This window comes from Marinobacter xestospongiae, from assembly GCF_023156385.1.
GTDB classification, from domain to species: Bacteria; Pseudomonadota; Gammaproteobacteria; order Pseudomonadales; family Oleiphilaceae; genus Marinobacter; species Marinobacter xestospongiae.
In genome coordinates, this window is the sequence record NZ_JAKZAK010000016.1 from 112,176 (window position 1) to 127,474 (window position 15,299).

The window sequence follows — 15,299 nt, forward strand, 5'->3', positions numbered from 1 at the left end:
GTGCTCCTACTGGCAGGCCGTACGGGCGGGGCGATTGGGCATGGCGTCGAGGCGCTGGGTCATGGGCGCCAGGACGCTGGTGTTTTCTGCAGCGGCGGCGTGCAGGGTGGTCAATAGCCAGTCCGGCAGTGCTGGATGCAGGCGGTAGTAAATCCACTGCCCCCGCCGTTCATCCTCCACCAGCGCCTGTTCCCGCAACTGGGCGAGAAATCGGCTGATTCGCGGCTGGGACAGTTCCATGGCTGCAGTCAGTTCGCAGACACACAGCTCTTCATAAAGCTGGATCAACAACAGCGCCGCCAGCCGGTTGTCATCCCCCAGAGCCTTGAACACGCCGGCAGGCGGGTAATGAATAGGGCGGTGACTGTCTTTCTGGTGGACCAGCACAAACAGGCTGATTCGTTCCCGCAGTTCTTTCATCACCAGCGCAAACCCCGAGGGCCGGTTACCGGGTACCGGGTCCGGGAAGTCCCAGGCAATCATCTGTCCCATCGACGCCATCGGCTGGCACTCTCGTGAGGCCTTGTCACACAGGGTGATGACGTAATCCCAGTGCTCCTGGCTGACCTCACTGATCGATTTGGCCCGCAGCTCGGTGCTGTCGATGCCAGCGTCCGACAGGCACTGCAGCGCCAGGGGGTGAGGGGTGGTCGGTGCGGTGCCAGCGCTGGCGACGATGAACTGATCACCGGCGATGGATCTCAGCAGGGCCTCTGCCATCTGCGAGCGTGCGCTGTTGGCGGTGCAGACAAAGAGTACCCGTCGCTTTTTGCTCATGTCTTAATCCAAATATTCCAGAAAATTAATATGCCGATTATATTATATCCTCATGCGGAAAAAAGGAACCCTGAGTCGATAACGCCGGTGAGGCCGGGGCGATAGGGTGTCAGCGACAGAATTGCTGGCGCGGGGAGAGCGGAAGTGGAGCGGGAGAGTGCTCGAAGACGGGGCGGGTTATGCCCCTGCCGGCGGGCACCGGCAGGGTTGAGGGTGATCAGAAGTAAAAGCCGATCCCGGCGGTAAACAGGTCCAGGTCGTACTCGTCCTGCAGGTCGGAGTCGATGTTCATCATCCGGCGGTAGCGCACCTGCGCCTGTAGCTGGTCGGTGAACTGGTAACTCACGCCCACGCCGAACATGGGGACCGTCTCGCTGTCGTCTGCGCTGCTACGGGTGGACTGGGAATCCACCACCGTGCCGGAGTTGTCGAACGTCTGGCCCTCGGCACGGGCGCTGCCGTCCTGGTCCAGACGGATCAGCCCGGCGCTGCCTTCCAGGGCCAGGTTGTTGATAGGCCAGCGGCCAATGGCCTGCAGGGCCAGACCACTGAGTTCCAGTCGCTCCTCGATGGTGCGCTCGCGGTCAAAACCGTCGACGGTATCCTGGGTGTCGGAGCGGGCGCTGTATTCGCCCAGGTCCATGTAGGCCAGCTCTACCGCAAAGTGGTTGTTCAGGCGGTAGCCGCCGCCAAGGCTCAGGGCCGTGTCGGTGTCATCGTCGTCCAGGCTAGCGGTGCCGCCGGCATCAATGACGGACTGGTTGAAGGCCTTGAAGTCGTTCAGATCGAAATCACCCCGAGCCTGGCCAGCTTCCAGCACCAGGTAAGGGCCAGCCTGGGCCGTGCCCGCCAGCAGCAAGGTGGACATCGCGAGAATGGAAAGTTTCATGGGGTTCGTCCTGTTTTCATTAGTTGTTTCCTGGCCTGTGTCCGGGCCGATGTTTCTAAACATAGCTGTTATCCAAGGTTAAACCAGTCGAAGTAGGTGTCCATCGGCAGGCCATCGAAGGCTCCTGGTGGCGTCGGCGGTTCGGGCTCAGGCTCCGGTACTGGCGCACGAAAGCCCGGTGCTCCCGGATCGGTGATCACGCCGTTGACCTGCCCGTCGTCATCGAACTGGCCGCCATCCTCAATGGTGAAGGTGAGCAGCAGGCGGTCGTTGACCTGACTGACACTGCCACCGTAGGCCTCGCTGGCGAGGTTGGCCCAGTCACCGTTGCTGTCCTGCTTCCAGTAGCCGTTGATGTTGAGATCGCCATTGAGGTACAGCTCAAACGTGGCGCTGTCACTGCCTTGTTCCAGCTCGGCACCGAAGCTCAGCAGCCCCAGGGGCATCTCCAGGTCGTCTGGCCGGTCTTCCGGGGCATTCAGTTGCACCAGGTCCTTGAGGGCGCTTTCGGCGCTGACGGCGGCCAGGGTGAGGTAGATCTCCGGTACCCCGTCGGGATTGGATTCGGCGCGGTCCGATTCCAGAAAGATCAGCGAGGCAACGTTGCCTTGCTCAGAGTCGGCGATGCCATCACCATTGCCATCCCCCACGCCATCGCCATTGAGGGAGGGCACGTCGGCTTCCTCGTCCTGGGGAATGCCATCGCCATCGGTGTCCGGTTCGGGATCTGGCTCCGGATCAGGATCAGGCTCGGGGTCGGGCTCTGGTTCCGGATCAGGTGTGGGTGTTGGTGTGGGTGTGGGTGGCGGAGGTGGCGGTGGGTTGCCCACGTTCAGGGTTACGGCGTGGCTGTTGACCGAATCCTCGCTGCCATCGTTCACCGTAAAGTCGAAGCTGGCGTAACCGGTGCCACTGCCTCCAGAGGCGGGCCTGAACACCAGTTCGCCAGCATTGAGCTGGGCCAGGGATATGTCGGTGTCTGCAACAGTAATCGCCGTACCGTTGAGCATCAGGCTGCCGGCGGTCGGCAGGGTCTTTACAGTGATGTGGCTGAGGGTGTCACCATCGGCATCACTGAAACCGAAATCCGCGGCGGTAAAGGTGTAGCCTCCGTTGTATGGCACTGACTCGACGGTATCGCTGGCGGTAGGAGCGGTGTTGAGGGTCGCGGTGATGCCATTGCCGCTCAGGTCCGCAACCGTGACGGCCGCCGCAGCACCTGCTGCCCAGTCTTCATTGGCAACCAGGTTGTAGCTGGTATTGTCGGTGGCTGCGGTGCCGTCTTTGTTGATCAGTGTCGCCAGGGCCGTGCGGTCAGCTGTGTTAAGGGTCACGCTGAATGAGGTGGCGGAGGTGATGTCGACCGAGCCACTGGTTAGTACGCGGCTTTGGCCTCCTTCACCAACAATCGATAGCTGACTGACATTGATGTCGTTATTGGCGCCACTCAGCTGAACAAAGTTGGTGCCGGTTACCGTCAGTACTCCTGTGGGGCCATGGTAGGTGGCTGACGTAATGGTGGGTGTCTGCACATTGCTGACGGTGATGCCATTGCCGGTCAGGTCCGCGATGGTTACCGCTGCGTCGGCTCCCAGGGCCCAGTCTTCGGCGGCCGCCAGATTGTAGGTGGTGCCACCAGTGGCTGCGGTGCCGGCGCTGTTCAGAATCAGCCCCAGGGCTTCGCGGTCTGCCGCACTCAGGGTCAGGGTGAAACTGGTGTCTGAGGTAATTTCCACATCCGAGGTATCGCTCAAAGTGTGGGTGATACCGCCTTCGCCCGTCAGGGTCAGCATCGAGGCATCTATATCAGCACTGCCCTCTCGCTTTGACAGATGCGTACCGGTGACGGCCAGGGTGCCGGTGCTGGCATCGTAAGTCGCACTGACGAGTGTTGGCACCGGGACGTCAGAGACCGTGACGGGGTTGCTGAGGTCCGACGTGTCTCCGGAGAGGACATTGGTGTTCCAGTCGTCCGCTGCGCTGAGGTTAAAGGTACTACCGCCAGTGGAGGTGGTGCCGTCTTTGTTGAGGATCTGGGCCACGGCCGCCTGATCAGCGGTACTCAGGTTCAAAGTGAAGCCGGAGATGGATGTGCGTTCGACATCGGCGGTGTCTGTCAGGGTGTGGGTCGCACCACCCTCACCGCTGAGGGTAAAGGCTGAGGCATCAATGTCCGCGCCGCCGCCGTTGGCCTGAATATTGGCTCCGGTGACCACCAGGGTGCCAGCAGTGGCGTTGTAGCTGGCGGTCGCAATGCTGGGAGCAACCTGCACCGTGACCCCATTGCCGGTTGTGTCGGCAATGTCTGGCGAGCTGGCGGCACCGGTCAGCCAGTTGTCAGCCAGCGCAATGTTATAGGTTGTGCCTCCGCTAGAGGTACTGCCGGCCTGGTCCAGCAGTGTGTCCACGTTGGTTTTATCAGCACCACTCAGTGTCAGGGTGAAGCTGGTGTCCGAACTGATCTCCACGTCGCTGGCACTGGTGAGTGTGTAGGCGCCGCCTTCGCCTGTCAGGGTGATGGTGGAGATGTCGACATCATTTGCTGCGCCGGTTCGATGGACAAAGTTGGTCCCGGTCACGGTAAGAACGCCACTGTCAGAATCGTAGGTCGCAGCGGTGATGGTGGGCAGACTGACATTGGAGACAGTGATTGCGTTGCCGGTGGCGTCGGCAATGTCATTGCTGGCGGGGGCACCGGTCATCCAGTTATCCTGCGCCGCCAGGTTGTAGGTGGTGTTGTCGTCTGATGTGGTGCCGTTTTTGTTCAGCAGACCTCGCACGTGAAGCAGGTCAGTGGTATTCAGTGCCACCGTCGCCTGAGTGGCTGAGGTGATGTCCACATCCGTGCTGGTCAGGGCGTAGCTAACACCGTCTTCACCAAAGATTTCCAACGTGGAAACGTCAATGTCATTGTTGGGGCCGGTTGCTGACACAAAGTTGGTTCCGGTCAGCACCAGCTGGCCGTTGCTCCAGTCAAAGGTGGCGCTGGTCAGTGTGGGCGGGGTGTAGTTGGAAACGGTAACGCCATTGCCGGTGGTGTCGGCCACGGTCACGGCAGCATCCGCCCCTGCGGCCCAGTCTTCCGCTGCGGCGAGGTTGTAGGTTGTGCCGCTGCTGGCAGATGTGGTGCCGTCCTTGTTCAGCAGGCTTTCAACAGCGCTGATGTCAGCGCCCGAAAGAGTGACTGAGAACGACGTTCCGTCTGTAATCTCGACATCACTGGAGGATGTCAGGGTATAGGTTGCCCCGCCTTCACCGGTAAACGTCAGTTTGCTGACGTCAATGTCGTTGGCTGCCCCGGACGCCTTCAGGAAACCGGTGCCAGTGACCACCAGCGTGTTGGTGCTGTAGTCGTAGGTCGCAGATGAGATTGTGGGGGCTGCGACGTTGGAGACCGTCACGCCGTTGGCGTCGGTATCGGCGGTGGCTGCGCTGTCAGCAATAAAACCCGCTGCGCCGTCGAGGTCGAATGCCGTGCCGTCGGTGGCGTTGGTGCCGTCCTTGTTCAGAATCTGGTTGATGGCAGCCTTATCGGTTGCCGATAGTGACAGGGTGAACTGGGTTGCTGAGTCGATCTCAACATCGGCAGTATCCGTCAGAGTATAGGTCTCACCACCTTCACCGGTGAGGGTGAACCTGGAGGCATCGACATCATTTGCGGCGCCGGCTGTGGCGGTAAAGTCTGTGCCGGTAACGACCAGTGCGCCGGTGCTGGCATTGTAGGTGGCGTTGGCAATGGTTGGCGCACTCGATGTCGTTGTGGTGGTGATGTCGAAGACAATGGATTGCACCGTGGTGGTGTTCGAGAAAACCGCCCCATTCAATCCTTCCAGGGTTATTGAATTCGACGTGAAGCTCGCGGTAACAGTCCCTTCCAAACTGTCTGCTGTGGATTCCGCTGAGTTTAAGGTCACAGCGGTGATTTGATCTAAACTGCCTCCAGAAAAATTGAAATTGATCTCGTCGATGCTAATGGACGTGCCATTCCTGCCGGCGATAGTAATCTGCCCTGCATCAATATCGGCATATAGGTTTTCTACGCTGGGACTGAGGTTGAACTCGACATCGTAGGTGGCAGACGCACCGGTTAAATCGTCATCTGAGTCGACGACAACGGTGCTTGTGGCCAACTCCACTTGCTCGACTGTTGCACGATCAAGCGTCAGCCGGTAATTGTAGTCGTCACTCATCGAGAACGTAGGAGCTTCAACCTGCCCAACGGAAGCTTCGAGAACCCAGTCGCCATTCAACTGATCTGAGCCGGTCAGGTTTTCTGAGGCGGCAATGTCGGCTTTGGTCCAGCGGGCCAGCTCTTCAATAAAAGATTTGCCAACGTCACCCGCGGCGACTTCACACCCGTAAAGCAGGATGTCTCCGTTCTCGGTCAAACGGTCGCCAATCGCGGCCATGGCCTTTTGATACTGGGGTAGGGACTCTGAAGTCAGAGTCTCCTTCCCCAGAACCAAGGCGCCTTCTTTGCCGTGAGACAGCAGGTGAATCGCCTCCAACTGCCGATAATCGACAAGTTGGCCTGCCAATTCCTCCAAGCCCTCGCCGGCCGCGAGAATCAAGTACTCCGCGCCTGGTGGGAGGCCCGCTATCAGGGCTTCGATGTCTGGCGTGGCGCTGTCAATGACAAACAGCTGGTTGGTGGTACCTTGATTATTGGCCATGGCTTCCTCGATTGGGCTGTGGCGGCTTTTGGGGCGGGATAGAGGAGAGCGTGTTTCCATGCTCAAGGTAGGCTCTTCCCTGTAATGATTGATTACAGACTAGAAAGTCCTGATTAGATAGCCAAATAAACGTTTTGACCTCGGAGTTGTTGCAAATGTCTGGCGAATATCGAATCTATCCCATATCGAACCAGTCGAAGTAGTCGTTTACCGGCAGGCCATCGAAGGCTCCGGGCGGCGTCGGCGGTTCGGGCTCAGGCTCCGGTACTGGCGCACGAAAGCCCGGTGCCCCCGGATCGGTGATCACGCCGTTGACTTGGCCGTCGTCATCGAACTGGCCGCCATCCTCAATGGTGAAGGTGAGCAGCAGGCGGTCGTTGACCTGACTGACACTGCCGCCATAGGCCTCGCTGGCGAGGTTGACCCAGTCACCGTCGCTGTCCTGCTTCCAGTAGCCGTTAATGTTGAGATCGCCGTTGAGGTACAGCTCAAATGTGGCGCTGTCACTGCCTTGTTCCAGCTCGGCACCGAAGCTCAGCAGCCCCAGGGGCATCTCCAGGTCGTCTGGCCGGTCTTCCGGGGCATTCAGTTGCACCAGGTCCTTGAGGGCGCTTTCGGCGCTGACGGCGGCCAGGGTGAGGTAGATCTCCGGTACCCCGTCGGGATCGGATTCGGCACGGTCCGATTCCAGGAAAATCAGTGAGGCAACGTTGCCTTGCTCGGTATCGGCGATGCCATCGCCATTGCCATCCCCCACGCCATCGCCATTGAGGGAAGGCACGCCGGCCTCTTCGTCCTGAGGAACGCCATCGCCGTCGCTGTCCGGATCGGGTTGTGGCTCCGGCTCTGGATCAGGGTCGGGTTCCGGTTCCGGATCGGGTGTTGGGGGCGGCGGTGGCGGCGGCGGGGTACCCACGTCCAGAGTCAGGGTATTGCTACCGGCGGCATCCACGGTGCCGTCGTTGACGGTGAACACCAGGCTGGCGTAGCCGTTGCCGGAGGCGCCGCTGGCGGGGCTGTACACCAGCTTGCCACCGGAGAGATCCGTGGCGGAGATGGTATCGCCATTGTTCACCGGGTTGCCATCCAGAGTCAGACTGCCGCTGGTGGGCACGGTGTTGATGGTGACGTGGTGCAGGGTGTCGCCATCCACATCGCTGAAGCCGAAGTCGGCGAGGGCGAAGGTGTGGCTGCTGTTGTAGCGGATGCTGAGGTTATCGTCGCTGGCGGTCGGTGCCGTATTGGGTGGGATTGCTACGTCGACGGTGATGTTGTTGAGAGCGATGTAGCCCGCGCCGTCTTCGAACACAATACGCACCTCATCGACCGCCTCGAAGCCCGTCGACGGTGTGATGGCAACACTCTTGCGGTTGTCATCGCCATTAGAGGTAAAGGTCTGTGAGCCGACCTGCACGTTATCCCGATAGCCAATGACCGTGACGTTCTCGCCCTGTCGCGGGTAGCTGCCCCAGTCGTAGAAATCGAAAGATTGCAGCTGGAATTCGGCGCCATCCGCGCTCTGGATGGCCATGCCTGCCCATTCGCCACTATGGTTGTCCCAGTCAATGGTGACACCGTGGAAGCCATCGTCAGCGTAGAACGTATCGGCGCCATACCAGTTGATATGGTCCAGTTTGGTGCCCGCGGCATCGCTGATGTTGAATATCTGTAGTTCCATGCCTGGGAAGTCGGTACTGCCTCCCTCGCCATCGACGGCCATGGCCTGAGCATCCCAGCCACTCTCATCGGCGCTGAACGTAAGGGTGGTTGCCAGCACCCCAGCGTAGTCGGGAATTGATAAAGCCTGTGCGCTGTGCGGCCCCGTGGACTGGTCCAGAATCCAGTTTCCGCCCAGTGTGCTGTGACCAATGGCCGTGCTGGAGGCGGATACGGTCGTGCCCAGAAGGTTACCCAGGCGAGCCAAAAGCTCTTGACCCTGCGGGCCTGAAGCGGTGTGGCAGCTGTACAGCAGGATCGCCTCTTCAACGCAGGCGCCCAACCGCTGTAGCGAAGGCGCAAGGGCATCAATATTTGCTGGCGAAATCAGGGTGTTGCCCAGCCGGACCTGCCCCGGCTCACCGTGGCAGAGGACGTGCAACGCATCAATCCGGCCAAGGTTTTCCAGCCGCTGGACCAGTGACGGCAGGCTGGCCTCATCCTGGGTCAGAATGAGGGTGGTGTGTCCCAACTGATGGGCGGCGTCGACCAGTGTCTGCGCATCGGGCAACACAGGATCGATCACCGTTACGTGACGGTACAACATTTTTTGCTCTCCGTAGCCTGGGGCTGTTGACCCCGGGTGACATCAGTTTCGGGATGGGAAAATGCCCTGCAGCGCAATGCAGTAGCGAACGCCCAGTTGAGGCGGGCGATTGTTGAAGGGCACGCTGCCGCCAGCATTATTGACCGTTACCTGGCCGCCAGGCGTGATGTTGGTGGTCGCCCCACCGACACTGGCAATCTGGCTCGACGTGTCGGACCAGATGGCCGCAGCCCCCGGGCCGCCGGTGGACACCGCGAGGTGGTTGCGGCTGGCCGTTGGTACCGTGCTGTTGCTTGCGGAGCGGTCAGACACGGGAATGTTGACGGGCGCCGACTGGTCGTCGCCGACAAAGGTGGCGCCGTGGGCGTGAATGGGCATGTTGTCCTGGCCCAGAGTGACAGACTCCTGTCCCAGCTTCTGACCTTGGGTAATCGTCCCGTTTAGTCCTGGGCCCTGCCCCAATCCAACGGGTGTACGGCCACGCAGGTCCGGCAGAGCAAAGGTGGTGCGGCCATCGCCGCCGTAGGTAGTGCCTAGCAGGGAGAACAGCGCGGTATTCGATGAGATGGCTAGCAGTGAACCGTCTGCCTCATGAAAGCCTCGGGGGCAGAAGTTGAACCCCACCATGCAGATGGCACCCAGCATCGGTTCGCTGCCACAGTTTGCCAAGGCGTTGTTGGAACCGAGCAGGGCGGCGGTAAGCCCCAGGCCCAGGGCGAGCCTGCGGGAAGTAGAGTTGTTCATTGGAATGCTCCATTCGCACGTTTATTGATGGTGTCTGGGCATAGAAGCACAGGCACTTTTTTGGATTTGATTCGACAGTCGTTGTTCTTGGTCCATTGTTTGATGGGGCTTTAACCCATCTCAAACCAATCGAAGAACGTGTCCACCGGCAGGCCATCGAAGGCTCCTGGCGGCGTCGGCGGTTCGGGCTCAGGTTCCGGTTCCGGAGCACGGAAGCCCGGTGCCCCGGGGTCGGTGATCACGCCGTTGACCTGGCCGTCGTCATCGAACTGGCCGCCATCCTCAATGGTGAAGGTGAGCAGCAGGCGGTCGTTGACCTGACTGACACTGCCACCGTAGGCCTCGCTGGCGAGGTTGACCCAGTCACCGTTGCTGTCCTGCTTCCAGTAGCCGTTGATGTTGAGATCACTGTTGAGGTACAGCTCAAACGTGGCGCTGTCACTGCCTTGTTCCAGCTCGGCACCGAAGCTCAGCAGCCCCAGGGGCATCTCCAGGTCGTCGGGCCGGTCTTCCGGGGTATTCAGTTGCACCAGGTCCTTGAGGGCGCTTTCTGCGCTGACGGCGGCCAGGGTGAGGTAGATTTCCGGTACCCCGTCGGGATCGGACTCGGCGCGGTCCGATTCCAGAAAGATCAACGAGGCAACGTTGCCCTGCTCGGTATCGGCGATGCCATCGCCATTGCCATCCCCCACGCCGTCACCATTGAGGGAGGGCGCGCCGGCCTCTTCGTCCTGGGGAATGCCATCGCCATCGGTGTCCGGATCGGGTTGTGGCTCCGGCACGGGTCCTGGGTCGGGGGTGGGATCGGGCGCAGGTGGTGGGGGCGGTGAGGTGACGGTGATGGAAACGGTCTCCACGCTGCCCGTGGTGCCGTCTTCGCCGCCGTCGCTGATGGTCAAATCCAGTTCGACATTGCCGCGTCGATTGCCCGCCAGGAAACTGACTTTGCCGTCGTTGATATCCTGTTGGCTGAACTGGTCACCTGCGGCCAGGGTGGTATTTTCCAGGCGTAGATTGCCTGAGCTTGGCAGGGTATTGAGGGTGTAGATGACCTCGGTGCCATCGTCGTCCGGATCGCCCTCGTTGAGTTGTGCATCGGTGAAGGTGATGCTACGTCTGGCCTGGACGCTGACGCCAGTATTGGTAGCCAGGCTGGGGCCGTCATTTATGCCTTCCACCGTCACCAGCAAGGTGGCATCGCTGGTATTGCCTGCGGTATCCAGGGTTGTCACGGTGACTTCGGTCGTGCGGGTTTCGCCGGAGGCCAGGTGATCAAATTCGTTGCTGGTGTCAAAGCTGGCGCTGCCATCGGCCAGAATGGTGAACAGTCCGCCGTTGTTGCCTGCCGTGGCGCTGGCCAGGTTTGTTGTCATTCCGTTGACGGCGGTGATCGCCACAGCGTCGGTATCATTGCCCAGGAGGTTGTCGTGGCCACTGCTGACACCAGTCAACGCGACCATGCCGGCATCCTCGCTGACCGTGGCGCCGGTATCGTCGGCGGCGGTGGGCGCGATGGTGTCCAGGGTGATGGTGAGGTCTGCTGACACCGTGCTGGTATTACCCGCCGCATCCAGCAACACGGTGTTAATGGTGTTGTCGCCTTCTGTGAGGTCGCCCGCACCAAACTGGTACTGCCAGTGACCTGTGCCATCCACGACGGTGGTGCCAACTTCAAGTCCGGCTACACGCACGGACACCGTTGCGCCGGTTTCCGCACCGCTCGCACCAACCGTTGCTGTGGCCAGGTTGGTCACATTGTCTGTGTTGCTGACACCGGAATCGGAAGTGGCCTCCAGTTGTGGGGCCGAAGCGGCTGGTGAGTTGGCATCCAGAGCATCATTGGCCTGGCTGATCGGTGTGTCAAAGGTGGCGGAACGATTACCCAGGGTATCGGCGAGGGTCAGGGAGACCGGGAGATCGTCCGTCGCCGCCACATCGGTACCAGATTCCACCACGGTGAACTGGGCGGTGTAGGTGGTGTTATCGACTCGGTTCAGGTTTGACAGGTTAAAGCCACCGATTGTGCCGCTCAGACCGCTGTAGTGATCGCCCTGATCATCGGTAACCGTGATGGTTGCCTCGACCACATCGCCGACTTTCATCGCCACGTCCGCAATGGCCACCGTCAGAATCTCTGGTCCGGCGGTATCCACCACCAGCTCAGCGTTGGCGCCCAGTGAGCCCGTACTGCCCGGGGTTGGTAAGGTGAGAGAGGCGTCGTTGCCGGCGAGGTCTTTGATGGTGCCGCCGGCCAGATTGAGAGCGGTTGTTGATACATAGTCCAGATCAGCACTGCGATCACCAGCCTGTACCATGTAGGTGAAAGAGAGGGTATCGGTGCCAGAACCACTGCTGTAGGTGGCAGTCCGATCGGTGGTGCCGGTTTCCAGCAACAACTCGGGCGCACCGGTAACGGCCACCGCCTCACTGAAATTAACGGTGAGTGTGATGGTGTCGCCAACTCCGTAACCACCATCGGGTGAAGTGCTGGTTACACCGACAACATCTGGAGCCACCCGGTCGGCGGTATGCAGATCCCCAGCCTGGTAATCAGGGGTGTAGCCATTGTTGCCGTTTCCGTTGCCACGGCTGTCAGTGATGTCAGAGTTACTCTTCAAATCGAGGCGAAAGCTGCCATCGCCAGCAATCGAGTTGACAGTCACATTAATGGAGTTGCCTGAGGATGTTGAAGCCGAGCTGATTGTGCCGGTGGCGTTACCGGTAACGGTAGTTAGGACGAAGTCGTCTGCAGAAAGGTTGTTCACTACCTCGCTGAACGACACGTTGAATGTGACGGTGTCGGCGTTGAGGTCAGGACTGCTAGCCAGGGAAATGGCAGTGACCTCGGCCGGGGTATCGTCAGTGACCTGAATAGTATGAGCCTCGCTGAACTGGGCCTCGCCATCGTCGGTCTGGATACGGACCGAGTAGTTGCCGTCGGCCATCGCGGTAGGGTCTTTGGCTTTCAATACGTTGCCATCGATGAAAAAACGGCTGTTGTCGGTATCTCCGCTGCCACTGACCAGGCTGTAGCTGAAGCTTTCTCCGGTATCCGGGTCAATGCTGGATAGCGTACCGACGGTCACGTTGCTTTGGCCATCACTGTGGGCTATGGCTGAGTTGCTGAGGCTGATGTCACTGGGGCTGTCGTTGACCGAGGTCGACACCACGGACGCGGTGGTATCAACCGTATCCCTGAAACCGTCGTTAACGGCAAGAGTGAAGGTGGTGGTTTCCGTTGCCCCTGGTGCCTGGCGGTTATCTGTCGGGTCGAAGACAAGCTGGCGAATGGCGGCCTGGGCATTGACGGCCGAGGTGCTGGCCAGCGAGTAGGTACCTCCTCCGTTGTCACTGAAGCCTGACGCTGAGAGGGAGCCGGTTGTGAATACGCCCTTGTTATGGTCATCCAGGGTGACTGTCACCGAGACATTGTCGTTGTCGCTGATGGTGACACCGGAGAACGGTGTGACTGTGCTGTTGTCGTTCACCGCCTGATTGGACGATGTGCCGGAGATATCTGGTGCCGGATTGGCGGAGGCAGTGAAGACGATGGTATCGAGAATGCCCTGATAGGCCGCCCCGCTCTCAAAGGCAACGGTAAACGACGTAATATTGGTGAAATTGACCGTGACCGTTTCGCCGGTCTGGTTTGCCAGGGTATTCGAGGTAACGGCGCTGCCGGAATTGGGCGTTATGACCACCCGCTGGTTGTTGGTGTTGAAGTTACCGACAGCCAGGCTGGAGATGCTGATGGGAGCGTCAAAAGTGACCGTGAGGTTGCCGCCACTGCCCTGGGTGATCAGCGTTTGCCCGGTTGAGCCCGCACCGTCACCGATACCGGATGAAATAAGATCACCTGGGCTGGACACCGTCATCGTGACGGTGTCCACCGTTTGGTTGTACTGCTTGGTCGGGCCCGATGGCGCCGTCATATCGAACGTGGCGAGGCTGAACTGATAGGCCTGTTGAGCGCCATCGCTGATTGCTACGCCGGTGTCGATGCGTCCGGTATGCTGCTCCAGCAACCAATCACCACCGTTCCCTGTCGTGTCGTCGGAGGCGGCAATGTCTGCCCGGGTTCGTTGGGATAGGTCCCGTAAAAACGTCAGACCGCGATCACCGGAGGCCACGTCACAGCCATAGAGCAGCAGATCACCATCGTCTGCCAATGCGTCCCGAATCGAATGCAGAAACGTCGCATGCTGGTCCAGTGTGGCGGACGTAAGCTGCTCATTTCCAAGATAAAGACTGCCCTCACCGCCGTGAGAAATCAGATGGATCGCGTTCAGGTCCTGGTAGGCGTTTAACTGTTGCGCCAGAAACGCCAGTGAATCTCCCTGTTCCATGACCAGGTAGTCTGTCCCGGGCGCTTGATTGGACAGTAAGGTTGTTTGATCTGCCACTGCGCTGTCGATAATGATGAGCTGACGGTGATCGGTTGATCGTTGATTGCTATTGGAGATCGCCATGGATACCTCTGGGACAGCTGCCGCACAAAGAAAATAGATGGTTACCGCCTGCAGGCCTCCTTTCCCCTTTTGGTTGTTGTTCGGAGAAGCGCGCGGTGGTGTCTGGTTTGACGTTGGCTGGAGGGCAATCTGAGCATTGGGAGCAACAGATGATTTCACCAAGCCAAAATATCGCTCATATTCAGCCGATTAGGTCAGGGGTGCAATCGGTTTGATTTATGATTTTTGGCAATCCTTATCATTTTTGTCGGCCGTATCGGGTCGGTGGTCGCTATAGGCTATTGCTGAATCGCACTCGACTGGCTTTGCCCGGGCGTGACCCCAAAGTACTGGCGGTAGGCGTTGGTGAAGTTGCTGACGTGGCGGTAGCCGACGTTGTGGGCGGCGACTTTGACGGGGAGGCCCTGGGTTTCGATCTGCTCGCGGGCGGTGGTGAGGCGCTGTTCACGGATATAGTCGCTGGCTGACTGGCCGACCAGGTTCCGGAACAGTTCATTGAGACGGTGGCGAGAGAGCCCGAAGTGCAACGCGAGGTCGTCGCTTCGCAGCGGCGTGGCCAGTTGCAGGGAGATGTAGTCGCAGATCTGGGCGAGGGTTTGCTGCTCCCATACGCTGGCGGCTTCATCCGGTGTCTCATGCCTCAACTGCTGGTTGGCATAGTCTTCCAGCAGGCTGGCCAGGAAGCAGCGGGCCAGACCATCCCGGCGTAGCGGTAGCACGGGTTGCTCTGCTGCAGCGGCCAGTTGAAACAGCTCGGTGGCAAGGCTGCGGGTGCGTTTCTGCCAGGCTACCCCATGCACCAAGGCGCTGTTCCGGCAGTTCCGATACGCGGATAGAAGAGGGCCCAATGCTGGTGTAGCGAGGCTGGCGTGATGCAGAGGCAGGGCAACACCTACGTGACGAATGACCTGATTACCCGGTAAATGGAAACGGGAGCCCGTCTGATGAAGCCGCATCAGCAATGCCCGGTTGGGGGTGTTGAGGAATCGGCGTCCATCCGAGGTTTCCAGTTCCAGCTGGCCAGACAGCAAGACTTGGCTACAGAGCAGCTGTGGTAACTCGTGAGGATCCGTCTGCGTGCTGATTCTGCAGGCGTTGATCACCCGGTATTCGGAACAATACACCTTCCCGCCCTCCGGTAGGTGGGCGATTTGCATGCAACCGGTGCCTGAGTGGTGTGGCAGTGGGAACCTGGTTCCGCCAAGATCCCATTGCCATTCCTGAGGTGCCGTCCTTGAACTGTGTTGCTTCATCCCGACTCCAGCCACTGACGTCGGCACCCGTTTGGGTGCCCTATGCTCTGAGATTGAAAGCTCAGTTTACCCCATATCGAACCAGTCGAAGTAGTCACTTACTGTCAGGCCATCGAACGGCCCTGGCGGTTCAGCCGGTTCCGGTTCGGGCTCAGGCTCCGGTGCCAGTGGCCGGAAGCCAGGGGCGCCCGGGTCGAGGATCACGCCATTGACCTGGCCGTCGTCGTCGAA

The 15,299-nt window shown here is 59.8% G+C and carries 7 protein-coding genes; all 7 read right to left on the reverse strand.

Annotated elements, in window-relative coordinates; genetic code table 11:
* Nucleotides 1–6: 6 nt before the first annotated feature.
* The 7 genes from MLD24_RS12850 to MLD24_RS12880 all read right to left on the reverse strand — a co-directional run bounded on the left by MLD24_RS12850 (nt 7) and on the right by MLD24_RS12880 (nt 14,615).
* Entirely contained in the window at nt 7–777 is a 771-nt protein-coding gene (locus tag MLD24_RS12850; protein ID WP_227172879.1) for a metalloregulator ArsR/SmtB family transcription factor, read from the reverse strand.
* A 217-nt stretch (nt 778–994) separates the two neighbouring features.
* Nucleotides 995–1,666 (reverse strand): outer membrane beta-barrel protein, encoded by a 672-nt coding sequence (locus tag MLD24_RS12855; RefSeq protein WP_248166940.1) that lies wholly within the window; start codon nt 1,664–1,666, stop codon nt 995–997.
* A gap of 68 nt (nt 1,667–1,734) precedes the next feature.
* Entirely contained in the window at nt 1,735–6,339 is a 4,605-nt protein-coding gene (locus tag MLD24_RS12860; RefSeq protein WP_248166941.1) for a DUF4347 domain-containing protein, read from the reverse strand.
* A gap of 175 nt (nt 6,340–6,514) precedes the next feature.
* Nucleotides 6,515–8,602 (reverse strand): DUF4347 domain-containing protein, encoded by a 2,088-nt coding sequence (locus MLD24_RS12865; protein WP_248166944.1) that lies wholly within the window; start codon nt 8,600–8,602, stop codon nt 6,515–6,517.
* A gap of 42 nt (nt 8,603–8,644) precedes the next feature.
* Nucleotides 8,645–9,346: a phage tail protein gene (locus MLD24_RS12870; protein ID WP_248166945.1), complete on the reverse strand. Its 702-nt coding sequence runs from the start codon at nt 9,344–9,346 to the stop codon at nt 8,645–8,647.
* 110 nt (nt 9,347–9,456) lie between these two features.
* Nucleotides 9,457–13,815 (reverse strand): DUF4347 domain-containing protein, encoded by a 4,359-nt coding sequence (locus MLD24_RS12875; protein ID WP_248166947.1) that lies wholly within the window; start codon nt 13,813–13,815, stop codon nt 9,457–9,459.
* A 278-nt stretch (nt 13,816–14,093) separates the two neighbouring features.
* Nucleotides 14,094–14,615 (reverse strand): helix-turn-helix transcriptional regulator, encoded by a 522-nt coding sequence (locus tag MLD24_RS12880; RefSeq protein WP_248166948.1) that lies wholly within the window; start codon nt 14,613–14,615, stop codon nt 14,094–14,096.
* Nucleotides 14,616–15,299 lie beyond the last annotated feature (684 nt).